Genomic DNA, 24,620 nt, shown 5'->3' with positions numbered 1-24,620 from the left:
ATAAATTTTTTAATAACAAGTCTATTACTGTATAATTAAACTAATCAAATACTCCTATGAAATCTTATGTATTATCTTTCGCTCTAGCTTTTTGTTTCCAACTAACAACTGTGTTTGGTCAAAGCGTTGCTGAAGATGTAAGTTCTTATGTAAATCAATTAAATCAAATCTCTACCTTAACAACTGTTCAAAAGCAAGAAATTTCTACTTTGAGAACAAAATATGAAAAGGATCTTCTTGCATTAGGTTCAGTAGATCTTGACAAGAAAAACCAACTTCTAATCTTGTTTTTACAGAAAAGAGAAAATATTCTTGAGAGAGAACAAAGGGTAGCTATCAATGCGAAAGAGATCACAGAGAAAGAAACAGAAGAATTAAAAAGTATTCTTTCATTAGACAACAATCAGTTTAACGTCATCCATACTGATTTTTCTAATTTTAATACTTTATTGATGAATGCTAAGCAAGCATATGCAATAAATAGCCAAGAGTATTTGGAAGTAAGTACTATGATTGCAGATCGTAAATTTGAAACGATTAATGCAAACTGTACTGTACAACAGCAAAATCATTTCAAAGCACATAAAGATATTTATCGTAAAAGCATCTCAAGCTTTATGACAAAATATATTTATTATAATCAGGATACTAAATTAGTATCTAGATAATGAGCCTCAGGACTCTAACACTGAAAACCTAATTTTTTTAAATGCAACAAATTTTACTCAACTTATTTACACTTCCATGTATTGCGGCCTTACTTATTTTTGCTTCTCAATTGAAGAAAAATAAAGTACTTAAATATAAAATCCGCATGATGGTTTTGAGACTTTTCTTCTAAACCAAATTATAGCATCATACACCAATGATGCTATAATTTTTATATCTTTAGGTTGCAAGTTGCAACTAATAACCATTAATAATCTTTTTAATAAACTCGATAAACAAAATATGTATAACTGAAAGAGGGGAGATTTCGATTATGTATTTAAAAATTATAAATCATGATCAATCACTTTAAAGCCTTTTGGATAGGATTAATAATAATAATAGGTTTCTTCTGTATCAGTTTAAATATGGTAGCTTCTCCAAGAACTACTTCAAACTACCTAAAAAATGATGTACATAAACACTTAGAGGTACCTCACCTTTTAGATAAAATATTTAATCGTTAAAGACAAAACAACCTACACCGGCAGGATCTTTAAGTACAATATTATCAACAATACCTTCCTCATTGAAATGAGTGATTTCCTCAGCAATAGGAGTATTGCTTTCTCGAATATTATTGATAACGATGGGGTTCTTTTCTTTACCATTGAAAAATGTCATTGATGGATTAAAGAATTGATGGGGACACATTCCGTATTTCATTAAGCTAATAATATCTCCATTGTTGTTGGTCATGCTTACCCATCCTTGGTCCACATTTCCCATTCCTATCGTAAAACCTAAATTATCCCAGAACCCAACAGAAGCATTCATATTGATCGTTTCAATACTAATACCCATATAGTTACCAAGTATACTAGTTTTCTCTGATATTAATTTGGGTGATTCTTGATTTACAATAGTCATTAATATTCCAGCAGGAGTCATCACTGTAATTTCTCCATTCTCACTTTCATTATAGAACACATTGTTCTTTTTAATCAAATCGATTGCTTCTGAATTAAAGTATAAAAGACCTTTACGATCTGTTGGAATAGAGCTTAGAGCAATCTGAACTTCTTTTGAAGCTGCCCAGATTCTATCCTTTTCTTTAATGATTTCAAAACCAAGATCAATATAATAAGCTGCCGTATTAAGCTGAGATGTATCGGTACTTGAGAGAAATAAATTGGCCATATAGAATTTAAGAGAGTAAAAAAATAGACTACCATAAAAGATAGCCTATTTAATTTAATATTCAATAAGAGCATTTATGTGATGCCCTTTTAATTTATCTTTTCCGTTGAGGAAGGTTAGGTCAATGAGAAAATCTAATTGAACAACTTCAGCTCCTTGGCTTTCCACCATTTTAACTACTGCTTCTGCAGTTCCTCCTGTAGCTAATACATCATCATGGATTAAGACTTTATCTCCCTTTTCTATCGCTCCTAAATGCATTTCTAAAGTGTCTGTTCCGTATTCTAATGCATATTCTTGTTTAACGGTCTGATATGGAAGTTTTCCCGGTTTACGAACGGGTACAAATCCAGCGTTAATTTCATTGGCGATCATTGGGCCAAAAAAGAAACCTCTAGATTCCATTGAAACTACTTTAGTAATCCCTTTGCCTTTAGCTAATGCTACAAACTGTTGAAGTGCTTCTTTTACTGCCTCAGGAGCAATAAGTAAAGTTGTAATATCTTTAAAACCGATTCCTGGTTTTGGAAAATCTTGTACGTCTCTAATGTATTTTTTTAAATCCATTCTTCTTTTTTATTGTTTGTAAAGGACAATATAATAAAGTTATTAGAGCGTGAGTACAAACTAAGCATTTGTTAGGAACATTTATTCCAATCGAAATAGTCTAATGTTCCTCTAGACGAAATGTTTGTGATAATTGGGTCTGATATCCATTCTTATCTGATAAATACAAAATTATTTCATATTCGCCAGAAGCATCCTTTGGAATACTGTATTGACCATGAAATTCATATTCTGTAAGATCATCATAAATAAAAGTTGAATTCCAATGCTGAGTAACTTCATCCGTAGGTTTAATATCTACTCTTAGATAAGCAAAATCTATATAACTAAACGAGGCATTTAATCCTAAGTACTCCGTAGTGTCTTCTTCAATAATATGATCTGTCTCTATTTCATATATCTGAACAAGTTCTTTTTGAAACTCATCATTGTCCTGACAACCGACTGATCCAAATAATACTATAATGAGAAAAAGATAATTTTTTAGTAGGTGTTTTTTCATAATATCTGGTTTACATCATTAATAGACAGTGGAAATATTGAAATGGTTGGTGGTCCAAATGTTAAGAAATCAACGAAAAACGTCATTTTGTTTAACTATTGAAATGAAAAGAATAAACAAAAATATTTTTTTTCATTTTTTTTCAACTTTCACTTTAAGGAGTTTATATGTCAAAATTACGTTTAAATTCAAAGTCAAAAATATAACTATTCTAATATAACTCTCATTTTTATTTAGGTTTAGACAAAAATTGTTTAAACAATTGAATCTTACAAATCCTTCAACAGACTGAATTTTCAACCAATAAAAACTGTAATTGAATGAGAACTATTAATCTTTTTAAAATCATGCTAACAATAGGCCTGTTCGGTCTATTCACGTCTTGTTCAGATGACGACAATGACAATCCAACAAATCTTCCTGCTGTTGAAGAAGTACAAACTATTGCAGGAATTGCATCATCAACTGATGATTTTTCTACATTAACTTCTGCACTTACAGATGCGCAGTTAGTGTCAGTTTTTGCAGACTTAGGAGGAGACTATACAGTATTTGCTCCAACCAACGATGCATTTAACAAATTACTTGCCGCTGAAAATGGTATTTCTTCATTTGATGATTTATCAGATGAAGCTCTAGATAAGCTCTTGAAGCACCACGTAGTACAAGGGAGTGTTTTTTCATCAGATCTTTCTGATGGACAAATGGTTGAAACACTAGCAGGTACAATGCTAGAAGTCGATATCACTGATGGTGTTGTCACTGTTGGTGGTGCTCAAGTTACCGCTGTTGATGTAGAAGCAAGTAATGGTGTAATCCATGTTATCTCGGATGTGATGGTAACCACAGAAGCGTTAACTATCGCTCAGGTGGCTATCAGTAATCCTAGTTTCACAACTTTAGTATCTGCATTATCACAAGCAGAATTAGTGGCTACTTTCTCAAATGCTGATGCCGATTATACAGTATTTGCACCAACAAACGAAGCATTTACCGCTGCAGAAGTTTCATTATCTGAAGTAGAGAAAATGGATCTTCAGAGATTATTAATGCACCATGTTGCAGAAGGTACAACATTATCTACATCATTATCAGATGGAATGGAAGTGGCTACACTAATTAGTACAGATTTAAATGTTGCTGTTTCAGCTTCAGGTGTAATGATTGATGAGGCAAATGTAACGGCAGCTGATATCAAAACAATTAATGGTGTAATCCACGTAATTGATGGAGTATTAAAACCAACAACTATTTATGACCTTGCTAAAGAAGCTGGTAGTTTCTCATCACTATTAGGTGCTTTGGATGCCACTGAACTAACTTCTTTAGTAGATATGGATGGAACAACTGATTACACAGTTTTCGCTCCAACAGATGATGCTTTCGAAATGGTAGACTTAACGGGTCTATCTACAGAATATATCGCAAGAATTTTAGCACATCACGTAGTAGAAAATACTAACCTTTCAGGTTCATTAGAAAATGGTCAGATGGTAACTACGTTAGCAGGTACTAAGCTAGAGATCAGCAAAAGTGAGGGTGTACAAGTTGGTAGAGTCAATGTTGTACAGGCTGATTTAGTAGCTTCAAATGGTGTAATTCACGTGGTCGATGAAGTACTTCTACCAAACACTATTTATGATGTTGCTATGAGAGCAGGTAGTTTCACTAGTTTATTAGGAGCATTAGAAGCGACAGATTTAGCTTCAACTTTTAATATGGATGGTGATATGGAATACACTGTATTTGCACCAACTGATGACGCTTTCAGTAATGTAGATGTATCCACACTTACTATCGAAGAATTGGCAAACGTTTTAAAGCACCATGTTGTATCTTCTAAAGTATTATCAACTGCCCTTTCTGATGGTCAAATGGTAACTACACTAGCAGGAACAACACTAACAGTAAGTATCTCAGATAACAATACTGTTATGATAGGTAATGCGACTGTAAGTACGGCGAATGTTGAGGCCTCAAATGGAGTAATCCATATAATTGATACGGTCTTATTGCCCTAGTATGTAAATTAATTGAATGAATAGAGAAAAGTCCACTTCATATGAGGTGGACTTTTGTTTTAATTTAGATTATGCTTCTATAAGATATGTGGGTTCAATTCACTCCATTGATTTATTGGAGGAATAATACCCATGTTTATCACTTCGTCTCTCAAACTACAGAGATGTTTGTAACTTCTTTTTAGCACTTCCAACTCATTACTATTTCCTTTAGGCAAATGAACTTTTACACCTTCTTTTGATAGCTGAGTATCCATTGCCATCATAATGTTTTGGTAGCCTAGAATATTAGAATAGGCTCCAACTGGCCAAATAAATGCTTCACCACCCATAATGGCTTCTATCATTTTAATGGATAAATAAGCTGGACTTTGAAATGAAGATCTTCCTCTTAACTCAATAATATTTTTTCCTCCCTGAATAACTCTTTGTTGTAAAGCATGCCAATCCTCTTCTGGAAATGCATCAGTACCAATTATTTTATTTAATGGCAAATTATCAATGGTTGTTGAAGAAGAAAACACAGCCATTTGCTCACCATGTCCGCCATAAGTATTAGTATTTTTCACCTTATCCAAAGGCAATTTAAAATACTTTGCTAACTCTGATCGTAATCGTGTTGAATCTAAAGCCGCCAATGTACTTACCTGATGAGGTTGTAAACCAGAATGAAGTAACGTCACTAGACCAGTAATATCTGCTGGATTAAATACAACTACAACATGTTTAACATCAGGAGCGTAATTTCTAATGTCACGACCTAACTTTGCGGCGATTTCGGCATTGCCTTTTAATAAATCCTCTCTAGTCATTCCTGCTTTTCTTGCAGCACCACCTGAAGAGACTATATAATCAGCACCTTGAAAAGCAACACTAATATCGTCTGTATATTGTAAATTGAAACCATCAAAACCACAATGCAACATTTCTTCATAAGTCCCTTCTAAACCTTTAATGTAAGGATCATAAAGCACAATATTAGGAGTTAACCTTAACATCATTGCAGTTTGTAACATATTTGACCCGATCATTCCTGCAGCTCCGCAGATAACTAATTTTTCTGATGTTAAGAATTTCATATCTATAATATTTTATTATTTATCTATTGTTGTAATAGTATAAACGACTATCAATTCAATGGTGATTCATTTATTATCGAATACTCTATAACTATTTGTTATAAATAGACAGAGAATACAACACCCTATTTTATTCTATAATCTATTTTTTTCATAAATAATTTTAAATAACTTTCACTTTCCCATCGCTATATCGTAATATTGCGATATGGGAATAACAAAAACACAAGGATTTTCAGAGGAAATAACCTCAATGGCGGATATTCTAAAAGTATTAGGACACCCGGCAAGATTAAGTATAATGATGCACCTGGCAAATTCACCACAATGTATTAATAGTGATTTGGTGGATGAATTACCGCTAGCACAGTCGACAATTTCAAGACACTTGTCTGAATTAAAAAGAGTAGGATTGGTTAGAGGGACAATTTCTGGGAATAACATCAGTTACTGTGTCGATGAAGAAACTTGGGAAAAAGTGAAGAGCTTCTTTGCAGCAACTTCTGATTTATTATCTCCAAAAAAGTGTTGTTAATTAAAAAATATCTCAACTAATTATGTCAAAAATCAACGATTACATTTCATCAGCAATTCAAGAATTTGATCAAATCTCAGAAGAAAGAAAAGCACAATTAGAAGTAATTACAGAATATGTAAAAGAAAGTTTAGCAACTAATGGAGTAGCCAACTTAATTTTAATCTGTACACATAATTCTAGAAGAAGTCATTTATCACAAGTATGGACACAGGTGGCTGCTCATTATTACGGCATTACAAATGTTTTTGCCTATTCTGGTGGTACTGAGGCTACAGCAATGTTCCCATCTGCTGGTAATGCATTGGAAAGAGCTGGTTTAGATATTTTAAAATTATCTGAAGAGAAGAATCCTGTTTATGCAATTAAGTTTGATGAAAATCAACCTGCAGTTATTGCTTTTTCTAAAACATTTGATCATCCTTTTAACCCACAATCAAATTTTGGTGCTGTTATGACATGTACACATGCAGATCAAAATTGCCCAGTTATCCCAGGAGCAAAAAGGATATCATTACCATTCGAAGATCCAAAAGCATTTGATGGAACACCTCAACAAGAAGAAAAATATGATGAGAGATGTCGTCAAGTAGCTAGAGAATTATTATACGCATTTTCATTAGTTTAAGGAACACTGTTTAATTCATATATAACATGGAAAAGGTATTAGATCAGGACCCTTTATGTCCTCAAAAACAACCAAAGAAGTTATCTTTTTTAGATACTTACTTAACACTTTGGATTTTCCTTGCAATGGCAATCGGGGTAGGAGTAGGTTATTTCTTTCCTAATGTAGCAGATAGTATTAACGATATGTCTGTAGGTACGACAAACATTCCTTTGGCTGTTGGTCTTATCTTAATGATGTATCCTCCACTTGCAAAAGTGAAATATGAGGAAATGGGAAAGGTATTTAAAAACGTAAAAGTTTTATCTCTTTCATTAGTACTAAATTGGATCGTTGGTCCGGTATTAATGTTTGCTTTGGCTCTTATTTTCCTTCATGATTATCCTGAATATATGACAGGTTTAATCTTGATAGGTCTTGCTAGATGTATCGCTATGGTTGTAGTTTGGAACGACCTTGCTGATGGATCTAGTGAATATGCTGCAGGTTTAATTGCACTTAACAGTATTTTCCAAGTTTTATTCTACAGTGTATATGCTTATATCTTTATTACTGTATTGCCTCCATTATTTGGTTATACAGGGTTAGATGTAGATATCACAATGGGACAAATTGCTGAATCTGTATTTATATACTTAGGTATTCCATTTATAGCAGGTTTCTTAAGCAGAAAAATCCTTGTGAAAGTAAAAGGTAAAGATTGGTATGAAAATGAATTTGTACCAAGAATTTCACCAATTACATTAGTAGCATTGTTGTCAACTATTGTCTTGATGTTTAGTTTAAAAGGTCAGATGATTGTTGAGATACCAATGGACGTAGTAAGAATAGCGATTCCATTAGTGATCTATTTTACATTGATGTTTGTTGTAAGTATGTATTTAGGTAGATATTTTGGTGCAGATTACCAAAAAGATGTTTCTATTGCATTTACTGCAACAGGTAACAACTTTGAATTGGCAATTGCTGTAGCTATTGGTGTATTCGGTATTAATTCAGGTCAGGCGTTTACAGGTGTGATTGGTCCATTGGTAGAAGTACCAGCACTTATTGGATTGGTGAACCTCGCTTTCTGGTTTAGAAAAAAATACTATACTTCAGAAAAATAACCATCAAAAAGCCTGAACTAACAACATAGTATCAGGCTTTTTTGATTAAATTTTATACGATATGAACACATATACAAAATTTCTTTTCTTTACCGGTAAAGGTGGAGTAGGGAAAACATCTCTAGCATCAGCAACCGCTGTGAAGTTAGCAGATGAAGGAAAAAAAGTTTTATTGATTAGCACAGACCCAGCATCTAATCTCTCAGATGTTTTGGAAATGAATGTAGGAGAACGAATTCTAAAACACCCTGAATTAGAACAACTTTCTGCTATTAATATCGATCCTGAATCAGCAGGTGAAGAATATAAAAATAGAGCAGTTTCTTCATTGGGCATGCTTGCCACAGCAGAGTATAAAGCAAAAGTACGTGAACAACTGTCTGGTGCTTGTACTGTAGAAATTGCCTCGTTCGATGAATTTACAAGGTTTATTTCAGGTGAGGCTAACCCTGAGAACTATGATCATATCGTTTTTGATACCGCACCAACAGGGCACACATTAAGATTATTAGAATTACCAGAAGCCTGGAGTTCTTTCTTGGATCATAGTGAAGGAGCTTCTTGTATAGGTCCATCTTCTTCTCTAAAAACAAATCATTTAAGATATAAACAAGTTGTAGAAACTTTAAAGGACAAAGAACAAACAACCTTTATCCTTGTTGCAAGACCTGAGGTGACTTCACTAAAAGAAGCCAATAGGACCTCAGAAGAGTTAATGGAACTCCAACTTGAAAATCAATTATTATATATCAATGGTGTTTTTGAGGCGGTTGCTTCGACCGATACTTTTGCCAATCAGCTACAAGAAAAAGCAAACGCTTCGATCGCACAGTTGCCAGCAACTTTACAAAAGTTAGTGCATTTTACTTTTCCATTATTATCCTATAATGTATTAGGTTTGGATAAATTACGTTCAGTATTTTCTGTAGAGAAAAGAGCTTCTATCGCTACCAATTCGAGTAATACAATTACAACTACTGATCTTGAAAACCATCATTTAGAAGAACTTATCAACGATCTTGAAAAAGATGGGAAAGGACTAATTATGACCATGGGTAAAGGTGGTGTAGGTAAAACAGTATCTGCAAGTGCGATCGCTCTAATGTTAGCAGAAAGAGGGCATAAGGTCTTACTTACTACTACAGATCCTGCAGCACACCTCACAGACTTTACTTCACAAATCGATAAGTTACCTGATACTTTAACGGTTGAAAGAATAGATCCAAAGGTGGAAACTGAGGCTTATATTGAAAAAGTAATGCTTCAAAAAGGAGTGGGTAAAACGGAAGAACAGAAAAAGTTAATCCGAGAAGACCTTAACTCTCCATGTACTGAAGAAGTAGCCGTTTTTCATGCATTTTCTAAAGCAATAATGGGTGCAAAACGCCAATATGTTGTGATGGATACTGCACCAACAGGACATACATTATTATTGCTTGATACAACTGGTGCTTACCATAATGAAGTTGTAAAACATAGTAATATTGATGTTTCTAAGTTATCGACACCTTACAAGATGATCCAGAATAAATCATTGACTAAGGTGATTCTTGTAACGCTACCAGAAACCACTCCAATTCGAGAAGCACAAAGTCTACAAAGTGATTTAGAAAGAGCAGGAATTACTCCTTATGCTTGGATTATGAATCAGGAACTAATGACAAATAATACTATTACTGACCCAATTCTACTTCAGCGTAAAGAAAGTCAGTATACGTTGTTCTCGAATTTTAAAACGACCGAAGATAAACCAATTTATACAATACCTTATATACTTAATGAAAAGGTATTGGCTGAATTACATCAGAACCAATCGGTAGTGAAATAATATTTGAAAGTGCTTTGTGTGAAAATGCAAAGCACTTTTTTTATGTAAGAACTAAAAAATGATAAACCAGTAAACTTGGTAAATTGTCATTGAATCTACTGAATAAAAGCCTCTAATTGGTATGAATATGGTGGGTATTGAGAAGGAGCGAACGCCAGATCATAAGTTTCAGTATAATGGGAAGGAGAAGCAGGAGGAGATTGGATTTTATGATTATGGTGGAAGGCATTATGATGCTAGTTTGAGGAGGTGGTTTGTGGTGGATCCGTTGGCGGAGAAGTTTAATCATTTATCTCCTTTTAATTATGCATTAAATAATCCAATTAATGTTATTGATCCTGATGGTGAAGATGCAGTAATTTTGATTGAAGGTAAAAAGGTGACAGTTACACAAACGTTTTATTATTCAATTGAGAATTTTCAAACGAACACAGGTTGTGCGTCTTCTTATGATTCATTTGATAAAAGGTTTTCAATTGAAGAATTAATAAGTGAATTAAATAACCAATTTTCTTCTGAAAATATTTCTATTGAAGGTGAAGATTATGAAGTATCATTTATGTTCGAATTTAAATCTTTTGAAACAGATGAAGCCATGAATTCAAATCAATTTAGTAACTTGTTAACCTTTCAAAATTTAGAGAGTGCTGGTAAATATTCTTCAAGATTATTAAAAATTGATCCTTTGAAATCTCAGCGAAGTACAATTGTTCATGAAGCAGGACATAGTATGGGATTAAATCATGAACATAATTTCTTTAAACCTACAGAAAATTATCCTATTATGTCTTATAATAGTAGAGATAGAAATGTCCAAACATATGAGAAAGAAAATATAATTATTGATGCAATAATAAGAAGTAAATCTTCTAAGAAAATGATTAATAAATATCATTTAAAGGTAGACGTAATTAGTAATGAGAATAAAGAAAATGAAGTACAATCACAACTTTTTGAAATTGATTAGTGTGTTTATTTTTTTGTTTATCTTAGATAACAATGTTTTTTCTGAGAATAATGAGGAAATACTATTAATGAAATTTAAAAAATGCAACAAAGTGGATGAAGAATCTCTCTATTTTTTTGATGATTTCTATGTTATGTATGGAGAAAATAAGATAATGATACCTTCTAACAATTCAGGTAAAAAGACAAATTTTGGCAGGCTCGAAATTTTTAATTACTTGATTTTAAATAAAGTGGCATTGATGCCAATTTTAAATGGTAGAAGAGTTTTTAAATCTGGTACATTCTACGAATTAAAAGATGAGGGTTCTGATGATCTTTACCTTTTTTTTAAATTAACAGGAGATTTACAAATTGTTATATTAAATCAAGATGAAAAAAGAGAGATTGAAAATCATAAGAATAAATTCTATATCGATTCGAATTATTGTATTGATAAAGAGAGTTTTACGTGCGGTGATTCAATAGTATTAATTAATTCAATCTCTAAAATTAAAAACTTAGAGGGAAATATTAGAGAATTGTCTAATTATAAACCAGTAAATAAATTATTTGTTTCTCTTTTTTTTATGGAGTAATTAACGCCCCTCTCATGCTAATATGAGCCTCAAGTGCAAAGTCACTCGGAACTTGGCTATTGAATAAGTTTCCAACTTATAATTTCAAATAAAAAAGGAGAATAGGTTAAAACATAAAGGTCAATTTTTGATAACTATATATTCAAAATTGACCTTTATCTACTCTTATGTAGAAAGTTGTTTTTGTGAGTCCAAGTTATCAGGGAATTTCACGATTCTCTATCCGGTTGAGATTGTCACCTCCTTTGGCAGAGAAGATGAATACACATTCTGTTTATAACTATGCTTTTGATAATCCAATTAAATTTATTGATCCTGACGGGATGGCTCCAGAGGTCGGTAACCCTCTTACTGAGTTAGCAAAACAAACAACAGACTATGTGGTTCAAAAAACTGCAGAGACAGCAGTAAAAGTTGTTGTAAATACGGTGAAATCGATGAAAGAAGTTGGGCTCGTGATAGTACCAGAAATAAATATTGAATTAGGTTTTAGAATTACAATTGATAGATTATGAGATATTTAAGTTTAAGTTATTGCTCGGTTTTAAGCCAAATTATTTTTTTAATTATGTCATTTTTTTTAGTTATTCCATTTTTTTTTACTATTAAGAATCCTAGTCTTGAAGGTGTGATATTTCTTTCTTGTTATGTAGGAGGTTTGTTTTTAATGAATTTTGTTAATTTTCAGTTCTATGAGATTCATTTAAAACCTAAAGGTATTGTGGTTAAGAGGTTATTTTTAAAGAAAACATATTCGTATAATGATTTTTGTGATGTGTCTCCTTTCTTTTTATTCATTTATAAAATTCAATTCAATGAAAGAAGTGTTCTATTTATTCTACCTAAAAGATATTCTTTAAAATATTTGTTTTCTGACCCGGTAGAATTATCAAATAAAATTAAGGAAAATATAAAAGAGTATTATCAATAAGTGTGTTCTCCTCACTGTTCCGAGTGTAAAACACTTTTGTTATAAATAAACTTATTCATCAAATAAGTTTATTTATAACAAGATGACAAAAAGCAAACATCAAAAAAATGAGAAACACTCTCTTCTTAGTGGTAAACCACCTAGTGAACTAATTCAGATGTTGTTAAATCTAATGCGGAGAGAAGAGCTGCATATTTTATTCCTACTAATGGTCTTATATCAGTTGACCGAAATGTTGTAAACAGACTTAAAGTAGGTAAAGTAAAAAAGAACGAATAATATGAAAAATATAATATTATTAATCATTTTCATGAGTTGTACTTTTTATGGCTTTGCTCAAAAAAACATAAAATATTATTCAGTGGATACAGTTGAATTAATTAATCCATATAAAGTATTCATTCACAAGAAGAGGGAAGCAAATTTAGTTTGTATAGTTGATAGTGTTAATAATTTAAAGAAATATTCATACTCAAATATACTAATGGATAAATATATATATTTGGATGGTTACTATATTGAAAGTACTTCCTGTGAATTTTATGATGATTTTAATCCAATTATAAGGTTAAATAATAAAATTATGATACAGAAGTTAGAGACCAAAAAATTCAAATTGATCTTTATGAGAATAGAAGATTACCACCAAGAAATAATTGATATGGATGGAGATATATATTCTGAAATTTTGTTTAAAGAGAAATATGTGAAAAATTTTTACTTAAGAGTTTTGATACCAATTTGTGATTTAAAACAATAAATGAATTTATACACTACTGTTCAGATTATTAAAAACAATGTCACTCCGAATTTACCAATAGATTAAGTCTTTGACTTATAACATAACATCAAAAATATGAGATACACTCTCAAAAAGCAGGAGAGATTTTGAAAAATACTGCAATAAATGCAGTGAAATCAATTAAAGAAGGGATTAATAATGTTCTTGAACATTCTTCTTTTCAAGCTAAAGGTGAAATTAAAGTTACAGAAAAGGTTGGTGCACAATTTGAATTAAAAGGTATTGGAGGGGCTGGTTTATCACTTACTACTGGTGAGGCAAGTATTACGTCGGAGTTAAATTTAGGTTTAAAAGATGGGGAAATTACTTCAAATTTTAATACATCTGAAGATATATATTCTACTTTTGAAGTAACAGGACAAGTAGGGGGTAATGGTGCAAAATATAAATATTCTATTGAACCTGAGGGGGGTACAAGTGCAGAAGGAGCTATTACAACTTCAACTAATATCCCTGGAGTTCAGACAGAAACTTCTTATAAATTTGGTTCTAAAACTACAGAAGTTTCTTTTGGTGTAGCTGTAGGTACAAAAGCTCCTGTAGCAGTTAGTAATAATTTAAAGTTAGTTCATATATCCGCGGGAGTATCAGTTTTAGATAAAGATATTGTAGATGAACCATTTCAAAATTTAAATTCAGTTTTTAGAACTTTATATAATGAATAAAACTATGAATTATTATTCTATTCAAGATAAGTTTAGAAAAATTCCTAAAAAAATAAGGAAACTAGAAAAAATAAACTTTATAGAAGTTAATGAACTATGTCCATTAACTGATTTTATATTGGCTTCAAATTTTAGAAAGAATAAATTATTAATATCAAATAGATGTTATTATTCATTTAAACAAATGAATTTACCACCTCATTCAGTAGAAAAAGTAAAAATAAAAAGTTCACAGGAGGAATTTGTAATAATCAATTTTAAAGATATTTATGGTTTAATGTTGAATTCTATAGAATATGAGAAATCAGAATTCTACCTTGGGTATTTGAAGTCTCTTAATTCAATTCATACAATAGATGAATGTTATTTTCTTAATAAAAAAGAATTAATAAGCAAATCAAATGAACTTATACTCTCAGATAAGTATTATCATGATTCTTATGGTCAATTAGCCATTTTTCCAAAGAAGATCAAATTATCGTCTAAATTTGATTACGATTATTTCCATTTTACTGAGATGTTCATTAGCAATTACCTTAAAGATGAAATAATAAAACACAATCTAACAGGTTTAGAAATTGAACAAAAGTCAACAAGTTTATTTTTTTGATCTAACTTCACTGTAATCCCTCACTGTTCGGAGTATTAAACGTTGTGTCACTCCGAACTTACCAATAGATTAAGTCTTTGACTTATAACATAACGTCAAAAAAGCTAACATCTAAAAATGATATACACTCTCTTCTTGTTTAATTTTTGTATAGGTAAAGGGGCTTTCCCACCAATGATTCAAAGTGTTTTAATTGGAATAGGTGGAGTAGATGCTACCGCAAACTATATTAAAATATCATTGATTTTTCAGGATCAAAAGTCTTATTGAAATCACAGTTTAATGAAAGACTAACGTTATATACTAAGGTAACAAAATCAACAAATTATATGTATATATGAAATCCAAATTTGAAATATTATATATATCAATATTGATAATAATACTATTCAATAGAATAATACTGTTTTTACCTGAAACAGTTATATTTTATCTCAGCGTCTTTATAATTTTTTTAAATTTATTTAGGTTGATATTTCTCAATGGTATTAATAAAGGAGTTATTTATAATAATTTTAAAGTAATTAATTATAATAGTTTTTACTTGAAACTATCTTTCCCTAAAGGGTTTTTACCCATGTACTTATTTATAATATTAATACTCTTCTTTTTTTATGAAACTTTGAGTTTACAAGAAGAAAAAAATTGTGTTATATCATTTTTTATTTATTTGACTTCTTATGTTAAGATAAGTGCTAGTAAATAAACCCTTTAACTATATTTAGTGAAAGAAGTTTTTTAAAAAAGATTCCACTGCTCTGAGTGTTAAACGCAGTGTCACTCCAAACTTCCCAATTGATTAAGCCTTAAATTTTAACACAATGCTAAAAAGCAAACATCAAATAATGAGATAGACTCTCTTCTTGTTATTATTTTCACAGTGGAGATTTTACATGTAGAAACCTACGTTCTTTCTATCAATTAAAACAGTAACAAGTTGAACTTCAAAAACAACGGTTAGAAGAGAGTTTATTGCAAATGGGAGAGCTACCTCAGTTGGAATCTTTAGTAGATTATAAAATAGGTATATCAAAAGACCTCGATTTCAATCATGGACAAAAAGAGCCTTTGAGTTCAATAACAGACAACTTTATTTTTTGAACTAAGTTACAAACTTATGCCGTAAACAAATTCGTAGTGACATTATCGTATTAACAATACGAATGGAGGAAATTTTCAGAAAATGGAATTCAACTCGGAGAAATGAATGCTAAGCTGCTTCAAAAAGTCGAAGAACTCACTTTATATGTTATAGAGATCAATAAAGAGGTGAAAGAACTAAAGGAAAAAAATGCAGAACTAGAGAAGAAACTTAAAACTCAGAAGATTCTCGAATAATTTCCCTTTCCATTTCATCATTTTTTAATATCTTGTGTTGTAATTATCTAATACAATCAGGCTATTTTTTTAAATGGATAGACAAATCACTTCAGATTTTTTGGTGCTGGATACTGAAACCACCGGGCTTGATGCAGGTGTCGATGAGGCCCTTCAGATAAGTATTATTAATGACCAAAAGGAGGTTTTATTGAATACTTATATCAAACCAAAATACCGTAAATCTTGGCCAGAAGCCATGGAGGTGAATCATATAACACCTGAAATGGTAGAAGATGCACCGATCTATGACTTTGGTATGCAAGACCTGATCAATGAAATTGTTGAAGGAAAAAATGTCATTCTATATAATGCAGATTTTGACCTTTCTTTCGTCGATTTATCGTATGCAAAAGGGGTTTACTGTGCCATGAAAGTATTTTCTACCGAAGTGATAAAAGAATGGCATGATAAGTACAATGATTATCGCTGGCAACGATTAGCCACCGCATTCAATCACTTTAGTGATTTACAGTCAATTGAAGATAAAGTTCTAATCGACAACGCGCATGACTCGTTGTCTGATAGTTTTATGACCCTTTTTGTGTGGCAAAAACTAATGGAAATGGGTTATGAAAGAGGAAAGAACTATCTTTTAACTAGCAACATATAGTAGATTAATACTTCAAAATACTTTATCTTTTACCTTACCAAACTCAAACATTAAACTTTAGCTTGCTTTATGAATCGAAAACGGAAGTTTATACTTTCAATGTATTCTGTTATCGCTTTTTGGGTCTCTTTAGTCGCTATCTATTATTACAATGTTATTAATACTGGAGTTCTCGATATCAATGAAAACTATATCACGCCAGATGTACAAATGCTTATGGATATAGACTCTACCTTTGACGATAAAATATACTTAGAAAATAGGGAAGAAAACTCTTCTATTATCTTATTCGATAATTAGGGAGATAAAAAAATCCTCATCAAACAAACGAATAACTTGTATTGATGAGGATTCTATTTTATTCTGTAATTTTTTAGCCTTCTAGTGCTTCTTCAATTGTTTTTCTAATATCAACAATCATATCAAATCCTGAAACTGTAAGAATTTCAGAGACAACATCATTGGCATTACACACTCTAAAGATACCGTCTTTGGCCTGCATATTTTTTGATGCCGAAAGAAATACTCGTAAACCTGAGCTACTCATATACGACACGTTTTTAAGATCCAGAATAATTTTATCCTTTCCTTCATCATTGATCATTTTTACAATCTTTTCTTCAAGGATAGGGGAGTTACTTGCATCAATAAATCCTTGAGGTGTTAGCACCTCCATATCTTTAATTTTTTCTTGAGTAATATCCATCAGTCTGTAAATGTTTTTATCAATGTTATTTCGTTTCTGTCCTGAGAACGTTCATAAACATATTCATTCGCTAAACTCTTAACGATATGAACACCAAGTCCGCCTTGTTCTCTTTCTTCAAGTGGCAATTGAGTATTTGGAGTTTCCAGTATAAATGGATTGAACTCTATTCCATTGTCACTTATTTTTATCCTAAGCTGGTTATCTTCCTGGATAATTTTAATTTTTATATCGGGTTGCCTGACTTTATCAAAGGCATATTTCACCATATTACTTAATAATTCATCTAAAATGATTTGGACTTTTTGCCCAACATTTTCAGGTATATTATTTTGCTCAATAAACTGATTCAGTTCATTGGTGATGAGTATCTTATCATTTAAAGATTTTCCAATTCTCTTTTCGAAGGTAGGAGGCATTGTGTCCTTATATTTCACACACATTACCGTAATATCATCCGCTTGTTCATGACCATCTTCAAATTCTCGTACAGACTCGATTGTTTTTTCGACTAATCCCTTTACAGAATCAATCTCTACATTTCTACAAAAATCATCGAGCTTTTCGTCTGTATAAAACTCTTTATGGCCATTTCTAGCTTCTGTCACCCCGTCGGTATATGCAAAGATAACATCATTAGGAGACAATTGTATAGTTTTCTCTTTATATGATAATCCTCTGATCGCACCAACAATAGGGCCATGTCGTTCTGTTAATTTTGTAATACCATTTTCTTTAATAACAATTGATGGGTTATGTCCTGCATTGGTGTATGTCAACTCACCACTTTTCAGATCCAACATGCCTAAGAAAATCGTCACAAACATATTATTTTTGTTCTCCGAGACTATCTGATTATTCACATGTGTAATAATCTTGGCGGTAGATAATTCGGTCATGGCTGCACTCTTTAATAATGATTTAGTCATCGCCATTAGTAAAGCAGCAGGAACCCCCTTGTCAGATACATCACCAACAACGATGTACAAATAGTTGCCGTTAATCAACTGAAAATCGTAAAAATCGCCACCCACTTCTCGAGCCGGGATTAGATCAGCGAATAAAGAGACATAGTCGTTTTTCAAGAAATTCTTAGGAAGCATACTCATCTGAATATTACGTCCAACAGAGAGTTCACTTTCCATCCTTGCATTATCATCCTTTGCTTTTTTAAGGTTATGATAAGACATTTCTAGATCCTGATTTTTTACTTTTAGTTCATCTAAAAGTTCATCTCTAGATTTCTCATTAAAAATTTCTGCTATGCTATTTAATGCCCCAAGTGGAAACTCCCGAACGATGTTCATAATAATCCTTCCTGAATTCATGGCAATTCTAAAGAAATGCACATCAATTGGAGGAGGCATCGTAGTAATCGGAGTAGAAGGATCTGTAATTTCTATATGAAAAGCTCTACCATGATTATTGTTCATCGAATAACTACTCTTTAGCATAAGTAAATCGTGGTTATTCAGTAAAGATCTTAGGTAAGAGGAGATAATTGTTGCAATTTTTACAGCATGTACATGGTCATTTCCCAGTATTCGAGACATCTGATACACCTTTTTTCTCAAGTGAATCACTTCCCGCTCTTTGCCAATAATTTTTGTTTCAAAACTATTCTTCATATCACTTCACTTTTACACAAATCACAGAGGCATCATCATACAAGGATCCCCATTGTTTAATGATTTTCTTCGATAGAATTTCACTTGAAAAAAGGTGGTAATTAATATTTTCTTGATAGGATAAACTTCCGTTTACACCATCACTATGTATCAATATTAGATCTCCTTTGGATAAAGTCTTTTTATCAATTTTAATCGTTCGTTTCCTTACTCCCAATAAACCATCTGTGGTTAACAATGTAGCGTTGCCTTCTTCATTAATTACTCTACATGAGATATTGCCTAATGATCCATAGGTAAGTTCTTGATTTTCAATAATGCCAATACCAATTACAGCACCTTCTTCTCCCAACATATATTCGTGGGCATTAGCAATTAACGATTGAATATCTCTTTGGATATGAGTTTTTATATACTCACAAAGTTTCTTTGATATAACAGAAGCTCTATAACCATGGCCAATGCCATCAATTACACATAAAAAAGTAAAATCAGGAGTGGTATGATGGAACACACAATCTCCATTTGCCTTTTCCCCAACAATCGGAAGGGAGTAGGCGCCCACTTCTATAGTTATTTCTTTATCCAATATGTTACTTTTATATGAGTCCCGTCTTCTTCTGAAGATTCTATTTCTAAAATATCTGCAATACGTTTAATTCCTGGAAGCCCTAGACCAAGAGTTCCGCCAGTAGAAAAACTGTCTTTTAATGCCACATTTACATTGGATATACCCTTTCCTTTGTCAATAGCTTCAATAAGAATTCCTTCTCGATGTAGCATTCTTCTTTTGGAAAAACGTACAAAACCTTTACCCACATATTTCAGAATATTTTGTGCTAACTCAGAAATAATAATAGAGATTTTGGTACAATCTAAAGTAGCAAAGCCTAATGATTTAGCAAAGCTAATCACCTCATGCTGTGCATAGTGTATGTCATTTTCGGATTGGATACTAATAGTCATAATTTCAGACGATTAATATTGTCCAAGATAACATAAGCTTCATCTAAATTAAGTGCTGCATTGAGATCATCAACATCTGCATCCATTAAAATCAATGATGAAACTACAGCAGGTTTTAAGCCAGAAATAACCGTTTCAAAACCAGTTAATTTGATCATTGAAATAATGCTTTTAATCCCTTGAAAATCTACAAGGTCTATAATTTCCAATCCAGATAAATCGAAGATGATTCCTTTTAAGTTATTATGTTCAACAATTGAGTTCAACAGTTCTTGACGGAATAACTTTAAATTTTTTTCATCCAGATCTAATTGAAAGGAAGCGATGATACAACCTCTATGCATTTGAAGAGGGATACTAGATTTCACCCACTGATCCATATTATTGCTTTACAATTTTCATATTCAACTTATTGAATGCAATCTGAATGGCTGCTTTAAGGTTTGATGTCGTTTTTATAGTTCCAACATCAATACCCAACTCAACAATAGTCTGTGCTACTGCTGGCGATAAACCAGAAATAATACATTCACAACCCATTAAACGGGTTGCCTTAGTAATTTTAATTAAGTGATTAGCAACAGCTGTATCCACTACAGCAACACCCGAAATATCTAAAATAAAGCTCTGAGCATTATGATTGGAAATCTGATCCAATGTATTATCCATAATGTCTTGAGCTCTTCTTGAATCAATTAAGCCAACTACAGGCAGTAAAAGAATGCCATCCCAGATTTGTGTTACTGGAGTCGACATCGCCATTAAAGTTTTACTCTGTGCTGTAATTTTTTGATTGACAATATTCTCATAACTCTGAACAATGATAGTCATATCCATGTGTACCATTTTATTCAGTGCTCTCCTTGCCAAGTTTAAATCAGAATGTGACCAATCTAATGTACCTAACATCTCAACAAAAAGACTAAGGAAATGATCTACTCCAGCAAGATAAATTTCTTGTGATAGGCCAATACGGGCATGTACTTCGCCTACTTTCCTTCTAGATTTCACATAATCACCATCAATATCTGCATCAAAAAATTGTTCCCAAAAGCCCAACTGCATCCTTTGTACTCTTTCAAGAGTATTAGTATCTGCAAAGTATTCAAAAAATTCTGGGGTAGACTTCAACCAATTATACCAACTTTCTATCATTCCAGGTAAAGCCTTAAGTGCAGTATCTTTAAGCTGATGAATATAATTTGTGTCTTGCTCTGTAATGCCGTATAGCTCACAGAGTTGCTGTGCATTTCTAGTAAAATCGTCCATTAGAAAGAATAGAAATCTTCTGTTTTATGATATTGAGTAATAGTTTGAAGATACTTTATAGATCAGAATTTATCAAAATTTTCCGTTCAAGTTATTTACAATTGTTTCAAATTCTGATTGTTAAATTTATTGGTATTACCACTTATTAATGATTAGACTTAAACAAAATATTTTCATAACAGTATATATACTTATTCATATTAAGGAAATAATGATTTGAATAAAAATTAGGAAAAGATTGGGATAGCTTCAAGAAACATTTTCTTGAAGTTATTTTTTTGTCTCAACTTTTTTGATTTCCCCAAAATTCCCATTTACGATATTTTTAATCATCAATATAATTCATTCATAAAATGACAAATATTGATGGATAACAAAGAATAAATCACTTAACATTTTGCACTATTTTGAAATAATAATATTTGTATATATCATTGAATAATGAATCGTTAAGCATTACAGTAAACCTCCTTCTCATTGAGAAGAGGTTTATTTTTTTGCCCTAATTTTTTTAATCAATCTAACTTCAATACTCAAAACAGCAAAGTCAGCTCTTCGTTACAATAGATTAAATGTATAATAATAAACTACTATTTTTTGATAGTATTTGATTGAAAGAGCGGTATATAACAATCTATTATTGTTAATCAGAACAGACCCATTTTCTGTAAGCTAATATTTATTCTGTCAGACAATGATATTCTTTTAATGTGGTACACATTATTATTCGGGCAAAAACTGATAAAATATCACAAGATTAACGATTATTTGTCATTAAAATGGTAATTCGATTTTAGGAAACATCGTTACAGTAAAAATGATTTTATACTTTTATCATTAACAATTAATCCTTTTTTTAGAATACGAAAAGTAACGTCGTTATTTTGACTGTTCTTCGAGAAGTCATTTTAATTTATATACACTTTACACAGGACTTAACTTATCAACAAGTCATTTATTCTACAATGAATCAAACAAAAAGAACATCATCCTTAATAACACTAATATTATGGAGTTGCCTATTTGCTGTAATAAGTAGTCAGGCTTATTCTCAGTCAGATACGAAAAAAATAGGCATAGGAATACTAATTGATGGGGAAGAATACCGTACCTCTCCATTTGTTGAGATTCTTAAAGAGGAAGTCACTGCTGTCTTAGGAGCTAGTTATGAAGTTTCATTTCCCGATGAATATATGATCAGTATAGATTGGGATGCAGAAAAAGGTAAAGTAGCTTATGAGAAATTAATTCAAGCTAAAGAAGTAGATGCGATTATTACCTTGGGTGTACTTAGTACATTGACTGTAACTGAGGCGAAAAATTTTCCAAAGCCAACAATGGCTTGGGGAGTGGTTGATCCGATCACACAAGGTATACACATGACACCAGAAGGGACAACTAATATTTCAAACTTTACTTTCGTACAAACCAGTTCCAACCTAAAGTATGATTTAAATACTTTTAAAGAGGCTTGTAATATTTCGAATGTCGCCATTGTAATTGATGAGTATATTTTTAATGTATACCAAGAGCGTAAGCCTATCGATCCTATTATTAAAGAAGCAGGTTTAAAAGGAAAAGTAATTAAAGGAAAAGATAGTGTATCCGAAATTCTAGCAGAAATCGATACGTCCTTCGATGCTGTTTATCTATCACACCTCTTCAAACTTAAGGATGAGCAAATCAAGGTCTTAAATGATTCATTAGTAAATAGAGGATTATTGGTCTATTCTACAGATGGTAAAAAAGGCGTAGAAAATGGCGCTTTAATCGGAACGATCACCGAAGACCGTTACAATATTATAGCTAGGCGTTTTGCTTTAAATTTTGAATCCATTTTTGATGGAGATGCCAACGCGAAAGACCTTCCAGTCATCATTAACTATGAAAGTAAGATTGTATTAAATGCTTCTGTATCACAAAAACTTGATTACCTTCCAAAGTGGGAAACAATCTTTAATGCAGATTGGGTCTATGATCAATCAGAAAAGCAGACCACAGTATCTTTAGAACATGTAATTGAAGAAGCCATTGAGAATAATTTAAGTTACCAAGCTTCTACATACGGTACGCTTTCAGGAGATGAAATAAGAAGGTTGGCCAATTCGGCACTAATGCCTTCTATTGAAGCGAGTGTCGGTGCAACGTTAATTGACCAACCTACAGCATCAAGATCATTTGGTACAAGAGCTGAAAGACAAGCTTTTGCCAATGCTGAGTTACAACAAATCATCTATTCTGAACGTGTATTTGCAAATGCAAAAGTGCAACGTTTTTTACAAGACGCAAGGGTAGCTGGAAATGAGCAAGTTTTATATGATGTGGTTTATCAAACGGCAATAGCGTATTACAATTTATTATTTGCTAGAACTCAGGTAAATATCACAAAGAAATATTTAGAGTCTACCAAGCGAAACCTTGAGATCGCTGAGATGAGAGAGAATGTGGGTTACTCTGGTAGCTCAGACGTTTATCGTTGGAAATCAAATCTTGCAAAAGCAGAACAACAGTTGATTGATGCCAATATTTTTGAACGCCAACAAATGCTCGTTATGAATTCAATACTCAACAGAGAAATGAAAGAGAGTATTATGGTAAAAGATGTTGATTTAACAGATGGTATCTATGGAGGACTAGCTACCGATGGTATGGCATATTTAGTTGAAGATCCGATCTCACTTTTAATCGTTTCAGAATATATTGTGGACAAAGCCCTTATACAGCGACCTGTTGTACAACAATATAGTGCTCAACTTTTAGCTTTGGAACGTCAAAGAAAAGCGGATAGTAGAAATCGTTTTATTCCTGAAGTAGCATTGAGTGGTGGATACAATCGAGTACTCGCAAGAGGAGGAATCGGTTCTGAATCTCAATCTTTAAATGGAGTAGAAATTGATCCTTTAGACCAAAACTGGAATATATCTGTAGTGGCTCGTATTCCATTATTCTCTGGTTTTGAGAAGCAACGTACCTACCAAAAAGCAAGATATGATCAACTTCAGACGCAATCTTTACTTGATCAGACCAAAGTGGATGTAGAAAGAGAAGTCAGAAGTGCGGTATTGGATTTAGCATCCACCTCAACTAATATCACTAATTCACGAGAAGCCATGGAGGCCGCTCAGAAAAACTATGAGATTGTTCGAGACAACTATTCTAAAGGAAGAGTGTCTATTATTGAGTTGATTGATGCACAGAACAATGCTTTTGAATCGGAACAACAGGCCTCAAATGCTGTTTATCAATTTTTAGAAGCATCAATGTCAATTCAACGCTCGGTAGGTAATTTCTCTTTATTACAAACAGATGAAGAAAGAGAACAGATCAATCAAGAAATCACTGAGTTATATCAGAATCAAATCAGAAAATAGAAATTAGCAAAATATAGATCC

At 32.1% G+C, this 24,620-nt stretch carries 28 protein-coding genes; 18 read left to right on the top strand and 10 right to left on the bottom strand.

Going from position 1 to position 24,620, the window contains the following annotated elements; all coding sequences use genetic code 11:
• Positions 1 to 56 precede the first annotated feature (56 nt).
• Together QL232_RS04270 and QL232_RS04265 are read left to right on the top strand one after the other, a co-directional pair.
• The gene (locus QL232_RS04270; protein ID WP_281613239.1) at positions 57 to 668 is read left to right on the top strand and encodes an RIO1 family regulatory kinase/ATPase; all 612 of its coding nucleotides are present in this window, start codon (positions 57 to 59) and stop codon (positions 666 to 668) included.
• Positions 669 to 1,004: 336 nt separating this feature from the next.
• Complete coding sequence (locus tag QL232_RS04265; RefSeq protein ID WP_281613238.1) at positions 1,005 to 1,175, top strand: hypothetical protein; 171 nt, start codon at positions 1,005 to 1,007, stop codon at positions 1,173 to 1,175.
• Here the strand turns inward: QL232_RS04265 and QL232_RS04260 are convergent.
• The 3 genes from QL232_RS04260 to QL232_RS04250 all read right to left on the bottom strand — a co-directional run bounded on the left by QL232_RS04260 (position 1,165) and on the right by QL232_RS04250 (position 2,917).
• Positions 1,165 to 1,848, bottom strand: a complete 684-nt coding sequence (locus tag QL232_RS04260) for a hypothetical protein (RefSeq protein WP_281613237.1) — start codon at positions 1,846 to 1,848, stop codon at positions 1,165 to 1,167. The two genes, QL232_RS04265 and QL232_RS04260, sit on opposite strands and share 11 nt — an antisense overlap.
• 54 nt (positions 1,849 to 1,902) lie before the next feature.
• Positions 1,903 to 2,415 (bottom strand): adenine phosphoribosyltransferase, encoded by a 513-nt coding sequence (locus tag QL232_RS04255; RefSeq protein WP_281613236.1) that lies wholly within the window; start codon positions 2,413 to 2,415, stop codon positions 1,903 to 1,905.
• Between the two features lie 100 nt (positions 2,416 to 2,515).
• The gene (locus QL232_RS04250; RefSeq protein WP_281613235.1) at positions 2,516 to 2,917 is read right to left on the bottom strand and encodes a DUF4625 domain-containing protein; all 402 of its coding nucleotides are present in this window, start codon (positions 2,915 to 2,917) and stop codon (positions 2,516 to 2,518) included.
• 320 nt (positions 2,918 to 3,237) lie between these two features.
• Here QL232_RS04250 and QL232_RS04245 point away from each other — a divergent pair, with 320 nt between their 5' ends.
• Positions 3,238 to 4,938: a fasciclin domain-containing protein gene (locus QL232_RS04245; protein WP_281613234.1), complete on the top strand. Its 1,701-nt coding sequence runs from the start codon at positions 3,238 to 3,240 to the stop codon at positions 4,936 to 4,938.
• 77 nt (positions 4,939 to 5,015) lie between these two features.
• Here QL232_RS04245 and QL232_RS04240 read toward each other — a convergent pair whose 3' ends face one another.
• Positions 5,016 to 6,017: a hypothetical protein gene (locus QL232_RS04240; protein WP_281613233.1), complete on the bottom strand. Its 1,002-nt coding sequence runs from the start codon at positions 6,015 to 6,017 to the stop codon at positions 5,016 to 5,018.
• Positions 6,018 to 6,225: 208 nt separating this feature from the next.
• On the opposite strand from QL232_RS04240, the gene QL232_RS04235 reads away from it, so the two are divergent.
• From QL232_RS04235 to QL232_RS04170, 14 genes are all read left to right on the top strand, one after another.
• Positions 6,226 to 6,552 carry a metalloregulator ArsR/SmtB family transcription factor gene (locus QL232_RS04235; RefSeq protein WP_168882724.1) on the top strand — a complete coding sequence of 109 codons (327 nt, stop codon included), beginning with the start codon at positions 6,226 to 6,228 and terminating at the stop codon, positions 6,550 to 6,552.
• Positions 6,553 to 6,574: 22 nt separating this feature from the next.
• A complete protein-coding gene (locus tag QL232_RS04230) occupies positions 6,575 to 7,180 on the top strand; it encodes a protein-tyrosine-phosphatase (RefSeq protein ID WP_281613232.1) in 606 nt (201 codons plus the stop codon).
• A 26-nt stretch (positions 7,181 to 7,206) separates the two neighbouring features.
• The gene (gene arsB / locus QL232_RS04225) at positions 7,207 to 8,289 is read left to right on the top strand and encodes an ACR3 family arsenite efflux transporter (protein ID WP_168882722.1); all 1,083 of its coding nucleotides are present in this window, start codon (positions 7,207 to 7,209) and stop codon (positions 8,287 to 8,289) included.
• Positions 8,290 to 8,350: 61 nt separating this feature from the next.
• The gene (arsA, locus tag QL232_RS04220) at positions 8,351 to 10,117 is read left to right on the top strand and encodes an arsenical pump-driving ATPase (protein ID WP_281613231.1); all 1,767 of its coding nucleotides are present in this window, start codon (positions 8,351 to 8,353) and stop codon (positions 10,115 to 10,117) included.
• Between the two features lie 121 nt (positions 10,118 to 10,238).
• Complete coding sequence (locus tag QL232_RS04215; RefSeq protein ID WP_281613230.1) at positions 10,239 to 11,084, top strand: RHS repeat-associated core domain-containing protein; 846 nt, start codon at positions 10,239 to 10,241, stop codon at positions 11,082 to 11,084.
• Between the two features lie 67 nt (positions 11,085 to 11,151).
• A complete protein-coding gene (locus QL232_RS04210) occupies positions 11,152 to 11,661 on the top strand; it encodes a hypothetical protein (protein WP_281613229.1) in 510 nt (169 codons plus the stop codon).
• A 227-nt stretch (positions 11,662 to 11,888) separates the two neighbouring features.
• The gene (locus QL232_RS04205; protein WP_281613228.1) at positions 11,889 to 12,176 is read left to right on the top strand and encodes a hypothetical protein; all 288 of its coding nucleotides are present in this window, start codon (positions 11,889 to 11,891) and stop codon (positions 12,174 to 12,176) included.
• Positions 12,173 to 12,592 (top strand): hypothetical protein, encoded by a 420-nt coding sequence (locus QL232_RS04200; protein ID WP_281613227.1) that lies wholly within the window; start codon positions 12,173 to 12,175, stop codon positions 12,590 to 12,592. The genes QL232_RS04205 and QL232_RS04200 overlap by 4 nt, the downstream gene beginning before the upstream one ends.
• A 280-nt stretch (positions 12,593 to 12,872) precedes the next feature.
• The gene (locus QL232_RS04195; protein ID WP_281613226.1) at positions 12,873 to 13,352 is read left to right on the top strand and encodes a hypothetical protein; all 480 of its coding nucleotides are present in this window, start codon (positions 12,873 to 12,875) and stop codon (positions 13,350 to 13,352) included.
• Between the two features lie 128 nt (positions 13,353 to 13,480).
• Positions 13,481 to 14,059, top strand: a complete 579-nt coding sequence (locus tag QL232_RS04190; protein WP_281613225.1) for a hypothetical protein — start codon at positions 13,481 to 13,483, stop codon at positions 14,057 to 14,059.
• The gene (locus tag QL232_RS04185; protein WP_281613224.1) at positions 14,052 to 14,669 is read left to right on the top strand and encodes a hypothetical protein; all 618 of its coding nucleotides are present in this window, start codon (positions 14,052 to 14,054) and stop codon (positions 14,667 to 14,669) included. The genes QL232_RS04190 and QL232_RS04185 overlap by 8 nt, the downstream gene beginning before the upstream one ends.
• 1,203 nt (positions 14,670 to 15,872) lie before the next feature.
• Entirely contained in the window at positions 15,873 to 16,007 is a 135-nt protein-coding gene (locus QL232_RS04180; protein ID WP_281613223.1) for a hypothetical protein, read from the top strand.
• A gap of 73 nt (positions 16,008 to 16,080) precedes the next feature.
• Positions 16,081 to 16,659: a 3'-5' exonuclease gene (locus QL232_RS04175; RefSeq protein ID WP_168882712.1), complete on the top strand. Its 579-nt coding sequence runs from the start codon at positions 16,081 to 16,083 to the stop codon at positions 16,657 to 16,659.
• Between the two features lie 69 nt (positions 16,660 to 16,728).
• Positions 16,729 to 16,959 (top strand): hypothetical protein, encoded by a 231-nt coding sequence (locus tag QL232_RS04170; RefSeq protein ID WP_281613222.1) that lies wholly within the window; start codon positions 16,729 to 16,731, stop codon positions 16,957 to 16,959.
• A gap of 73 nt (positions 16,960 to 17,032) precedes the next feature.
• Here the strand turns inward: QL232_RS04170 and QL232_RS04165 are convergent, their stop codons facing one another.
• The 6 genes from QL232_RS04165 to QL232_RS04140 form a co-directional block, all read right to left on the bottom strand.
• On the bottom strand, positions 17,033 to 17,365 hold the full coding sequence (locus tag QL232_RS04165) for an STAS domain-containing protein (RefSeq protein WP_168882710.1): 333 nt from the start codon (positions 17,363 to 17,365) through the stop codon (positions 17,033 to 17,035).
• A complete protein-coding gene (locus tag QL232_RS04160) occupies positions 17,365 to 18,918 on the bottom strand; it encodes a SpoIIE family protein phosphatase (protein WP_281613221.1) in 1,554 nt (517 codons plus the stop codon). Before QL232_RS04160 ends, QL232_RS04165 begins: the two co-directional genes overlap by 1 nt.
• A 76-nt stretch (positions 18,919 to 18,994) precedes the next feature.
• The gene (locus tag QL232_RS04155; RefSeq protein WP_281613220.1) at positions 18,995 to 19,582 is read right to left on the bottom strand and encodes a SpoIIE family protein phosphatase; all 588 of its coding nucleotides are present in this window, start codon (positions 19,580 to 19,582) and stop codon (positions 18,995 to 18,997) included.
• Complete coding sequence (locus tag QL232_RS04150) at positions 19,567 to 19,959, bottom strand: ATP-binding protein (protein WP_168882707.1); 393 nt, start codon at positions 19,957 to 19,959, stop codon at positions 19,567 to 19,569. Before QL232_RS04150 ends, QL232_RS04155 begins: the two co-directional genes overlap by 16 nt.
• Positions 19,956 to 20,339: an STAS domain-containing protein gene (locus tag QL232_RS04145; RefSeq protein WP_281613219.1), complete on the bottom strand. Its 384-nt coding sequence runs from the start codon at positions 20,337 to 20,339 to the stop codon at positions 19,956 to 19,958. Before QL232_RS04145 ends, QL232_RS04150 begins: the two co-directional genes overlap by 4 nt.
• A 1-nt stretch (position 20,340) precedes the next feature.
• A complete protein-coding gene (locus tag QL232_RS04140; RefSeq protein WP_168882705.1) occupies positions 20,341 to 21,228 on the bottom strand; it encodes a protoglobin domain-containing protein in 888 nt (295 codons plus the stop codon).
• A 965-nt stretch (positions 21,229 to 22,193) separates the two neighbouring features.
• On the opposite strand from QL232_RS04140, the gene QL232_RS04135 reads away from it, so the two are divergent.
• Positions 22,194 to 24,599: a TolC family protein gene (locus tag QL232_RS04135; protein ID WP_281613218.1), complete on the top strand. Its 2,406-nt coding sequence runs from the start codon at positions 22,194 to 22,196 to the stop codon at positions 24,597 to 24,599.
• Positions 24,600 to 24,620: the final 21 nt, after the last annotated feature.

Source organism: Flammeovirga sp. SubArs3, from assembly GCF_947387565.1.
Classification (GTDB): domain Bacteria; phylum Bacteroidota; class Bacteroidia; order Cytophagales; family Flammeovirgaceae; genus Flammeovirga; species Flammeovirga agarivorans.
The sequence above is the reverse complement of the archived record's forward strand: the minus strand, read 5'-3'. Positions and strand labels throughout refer to the sequence as shown.

Excerpts from the sequence above, each read along its gene's own strand:
- QL232_RS04270 (WP_281613239.1), top strand. The coding sequence starts at position 57 with ATGAAATCTTATGTATTATCTTTCGCTCTAGCTTTTTGTTTCCAACTA.
- QL232_RS04265 (WP_281613238.1), top strand. The coding sequence starts at position 1,005 with ATGATCAATCACTTTAAAGCCTTTTGGATAGGATTAATAATAATAATA.
- QL232_RS04260 (WP_281613237.1), bottom strand. The coding sequence starts at position 1,848 with ATGGCCAATTTATTTCTCTCAAGTACCGATACATCTCAGCTTAATACG.
- QL232_RS04255 (WP_281613236.1), bottom strand. The coding sequence starts at position 2,415 with ATGGATTTAAAAAAATACATTAGAGACGTACAAGATTTTCCAAAACCA.
- QL232_RS04250 (WP_281613235.1), bottom strand. The coding sequence starts at position 2,917 with ATGAAAAAACACCTACTAAAAAATTATCTTTTTCTCATTATAGTATTA.
- QL232_RS04245 (WP_281613234.1), top strand. The coding sequence starts at position 3,238 with ATGAGAACTATTAATCTTTTTAAAATCATGCTAACAATAGGCCTGTTC.
- QL232_RS04240 (WP_281613233.1), bottom strand. The coding sequence starts at position 6,017 with ATGAAATTCTTAACATCAGAAAAATTAGTTATCTGCGGAGCTGCAGGA.
- QL232_RS04235 (WP_168882724.1), top strand. The coding sequence starts at position 6,226 with ATGGGAATAACAAAAACACAAGGATTTTCAGAGGAAATAACCTCAATG.
- QL232_RS04230 (WP_281613232.1), top strand. The coding sequence starts at position 6,575 with ATGTCAAAAATCAACGATTACATTTCATCAGCAATTCAAGAATTTGAT.
- arsB (WP_168882722.1), top strand. The coding sequence starts at position 7,207 with ATGGAAAAGGTATTAGATCAGGACCCTTTATGTCCTCAAAAACAACCA.
- arsA (WP_281613231.1), top strand. The coding sequence starts at position 8,351 with ATGAACACATATACAAAATTTCTTTTCTTTACCGGTAAAGGTGGAGTA.
- QL232_RS04215 (WP_281613230.1), top strand. The coding sequence starts at position 10,239 with ATGAATATGGTGGGTATTGAGAAGGAGCGAACGCCAGATCATAAGTTT.
- QL232_RS04210 (WP_281613229.1), top strand. The coding sequence starts at position 11,152 with ATGAAATTTAAAAAATGCAACAAAGTGGATGAAGAATCTCTCTATTTT.
- QL232_RS04200 (WP_281613227.1), top strand. The coding sequence starts at position 12,173 with ATGAGATATTTAAGTTTAAGTTATTGCTCGGTTTTAAGCCAAATTATT.
- QL232_RS04195 (WP_281613226.1), top strand. The coding sequence starts at position 12,873 with ATGAAAAATATAATATTATTAATCATTTTCATGAGTTGTACTTTTTAT.
- QL232_RS04185 (WP_281613224.1), top strand. The coding sequence starts at position 14,052 with ATGAATAAAACTATGAATTATTATTCTATTCAAGATAAGTTTAGAAAA.
- QL232_RS04180 (WP_281613223.1), top strand. The coding sequence starts at position 15,873 with ATGAATGCTAAGCTGCTTCAAAAAGTCGAAGAACTCACTTTATATGTT.
- QL232_RS04175 (WP_168882712.1), top strand. The coding sequence starts at position 16,081 with ATGGATAGACAAATCACTTCAGATTTTTTGGTGCTGGATACTGAAACC.
- QL232_RS04170 (WP_281613222.1), top strand. The coding sequence starts at position 16,729 with ATGAATCGAAAACGGAAGTTTATACTTTCAATGTATTCTGTTATCGCT.
- QL232_RS04165 (WP_168882710.1), bottom strand. The coding sequence starts at position 17,365 with ATGGATATTACTCAAGAAAAAATTAAAGATATGGAGGTGCTAACACCT.
- QL232_RS04160 (WP_281613221.1), bottom strand. The coding sequence starts at position 18,918 with ATGTCTCGAATACTGGGAAATGACCATGTACATGCTGTAAAAATTGCA.
- QL232_RS04150 (WP_168882707.1), bottom strand. The coding sequence starts at position 19,959 with ATGACTATTAGTATCCAATCCGAAAATGACATACACTATGCACAGCAT.
- QL232_RS04145 (WP_281613219.1), bottom strand. The coding sequence starts at position 20,339 with ATGGATCAGTGGGTGAAATCTAGTATCCCTCTTCAAATGCATAGAGGT.
- QL232_RS04140 (WP_168882705.1), bottom strand. The coding sequence starts at position 21,228 with ATGGACGATTTTACTAGAAATGCACAGCAACTCTGTGAGCTATACGGC.
- QL232_RS04135 (WP_281613218.1), top strand. The coding sequence starts at position 22,194 with ATGAATCAAACAAAAAGAACATCATCCTTAATAACACTAATATTATGG.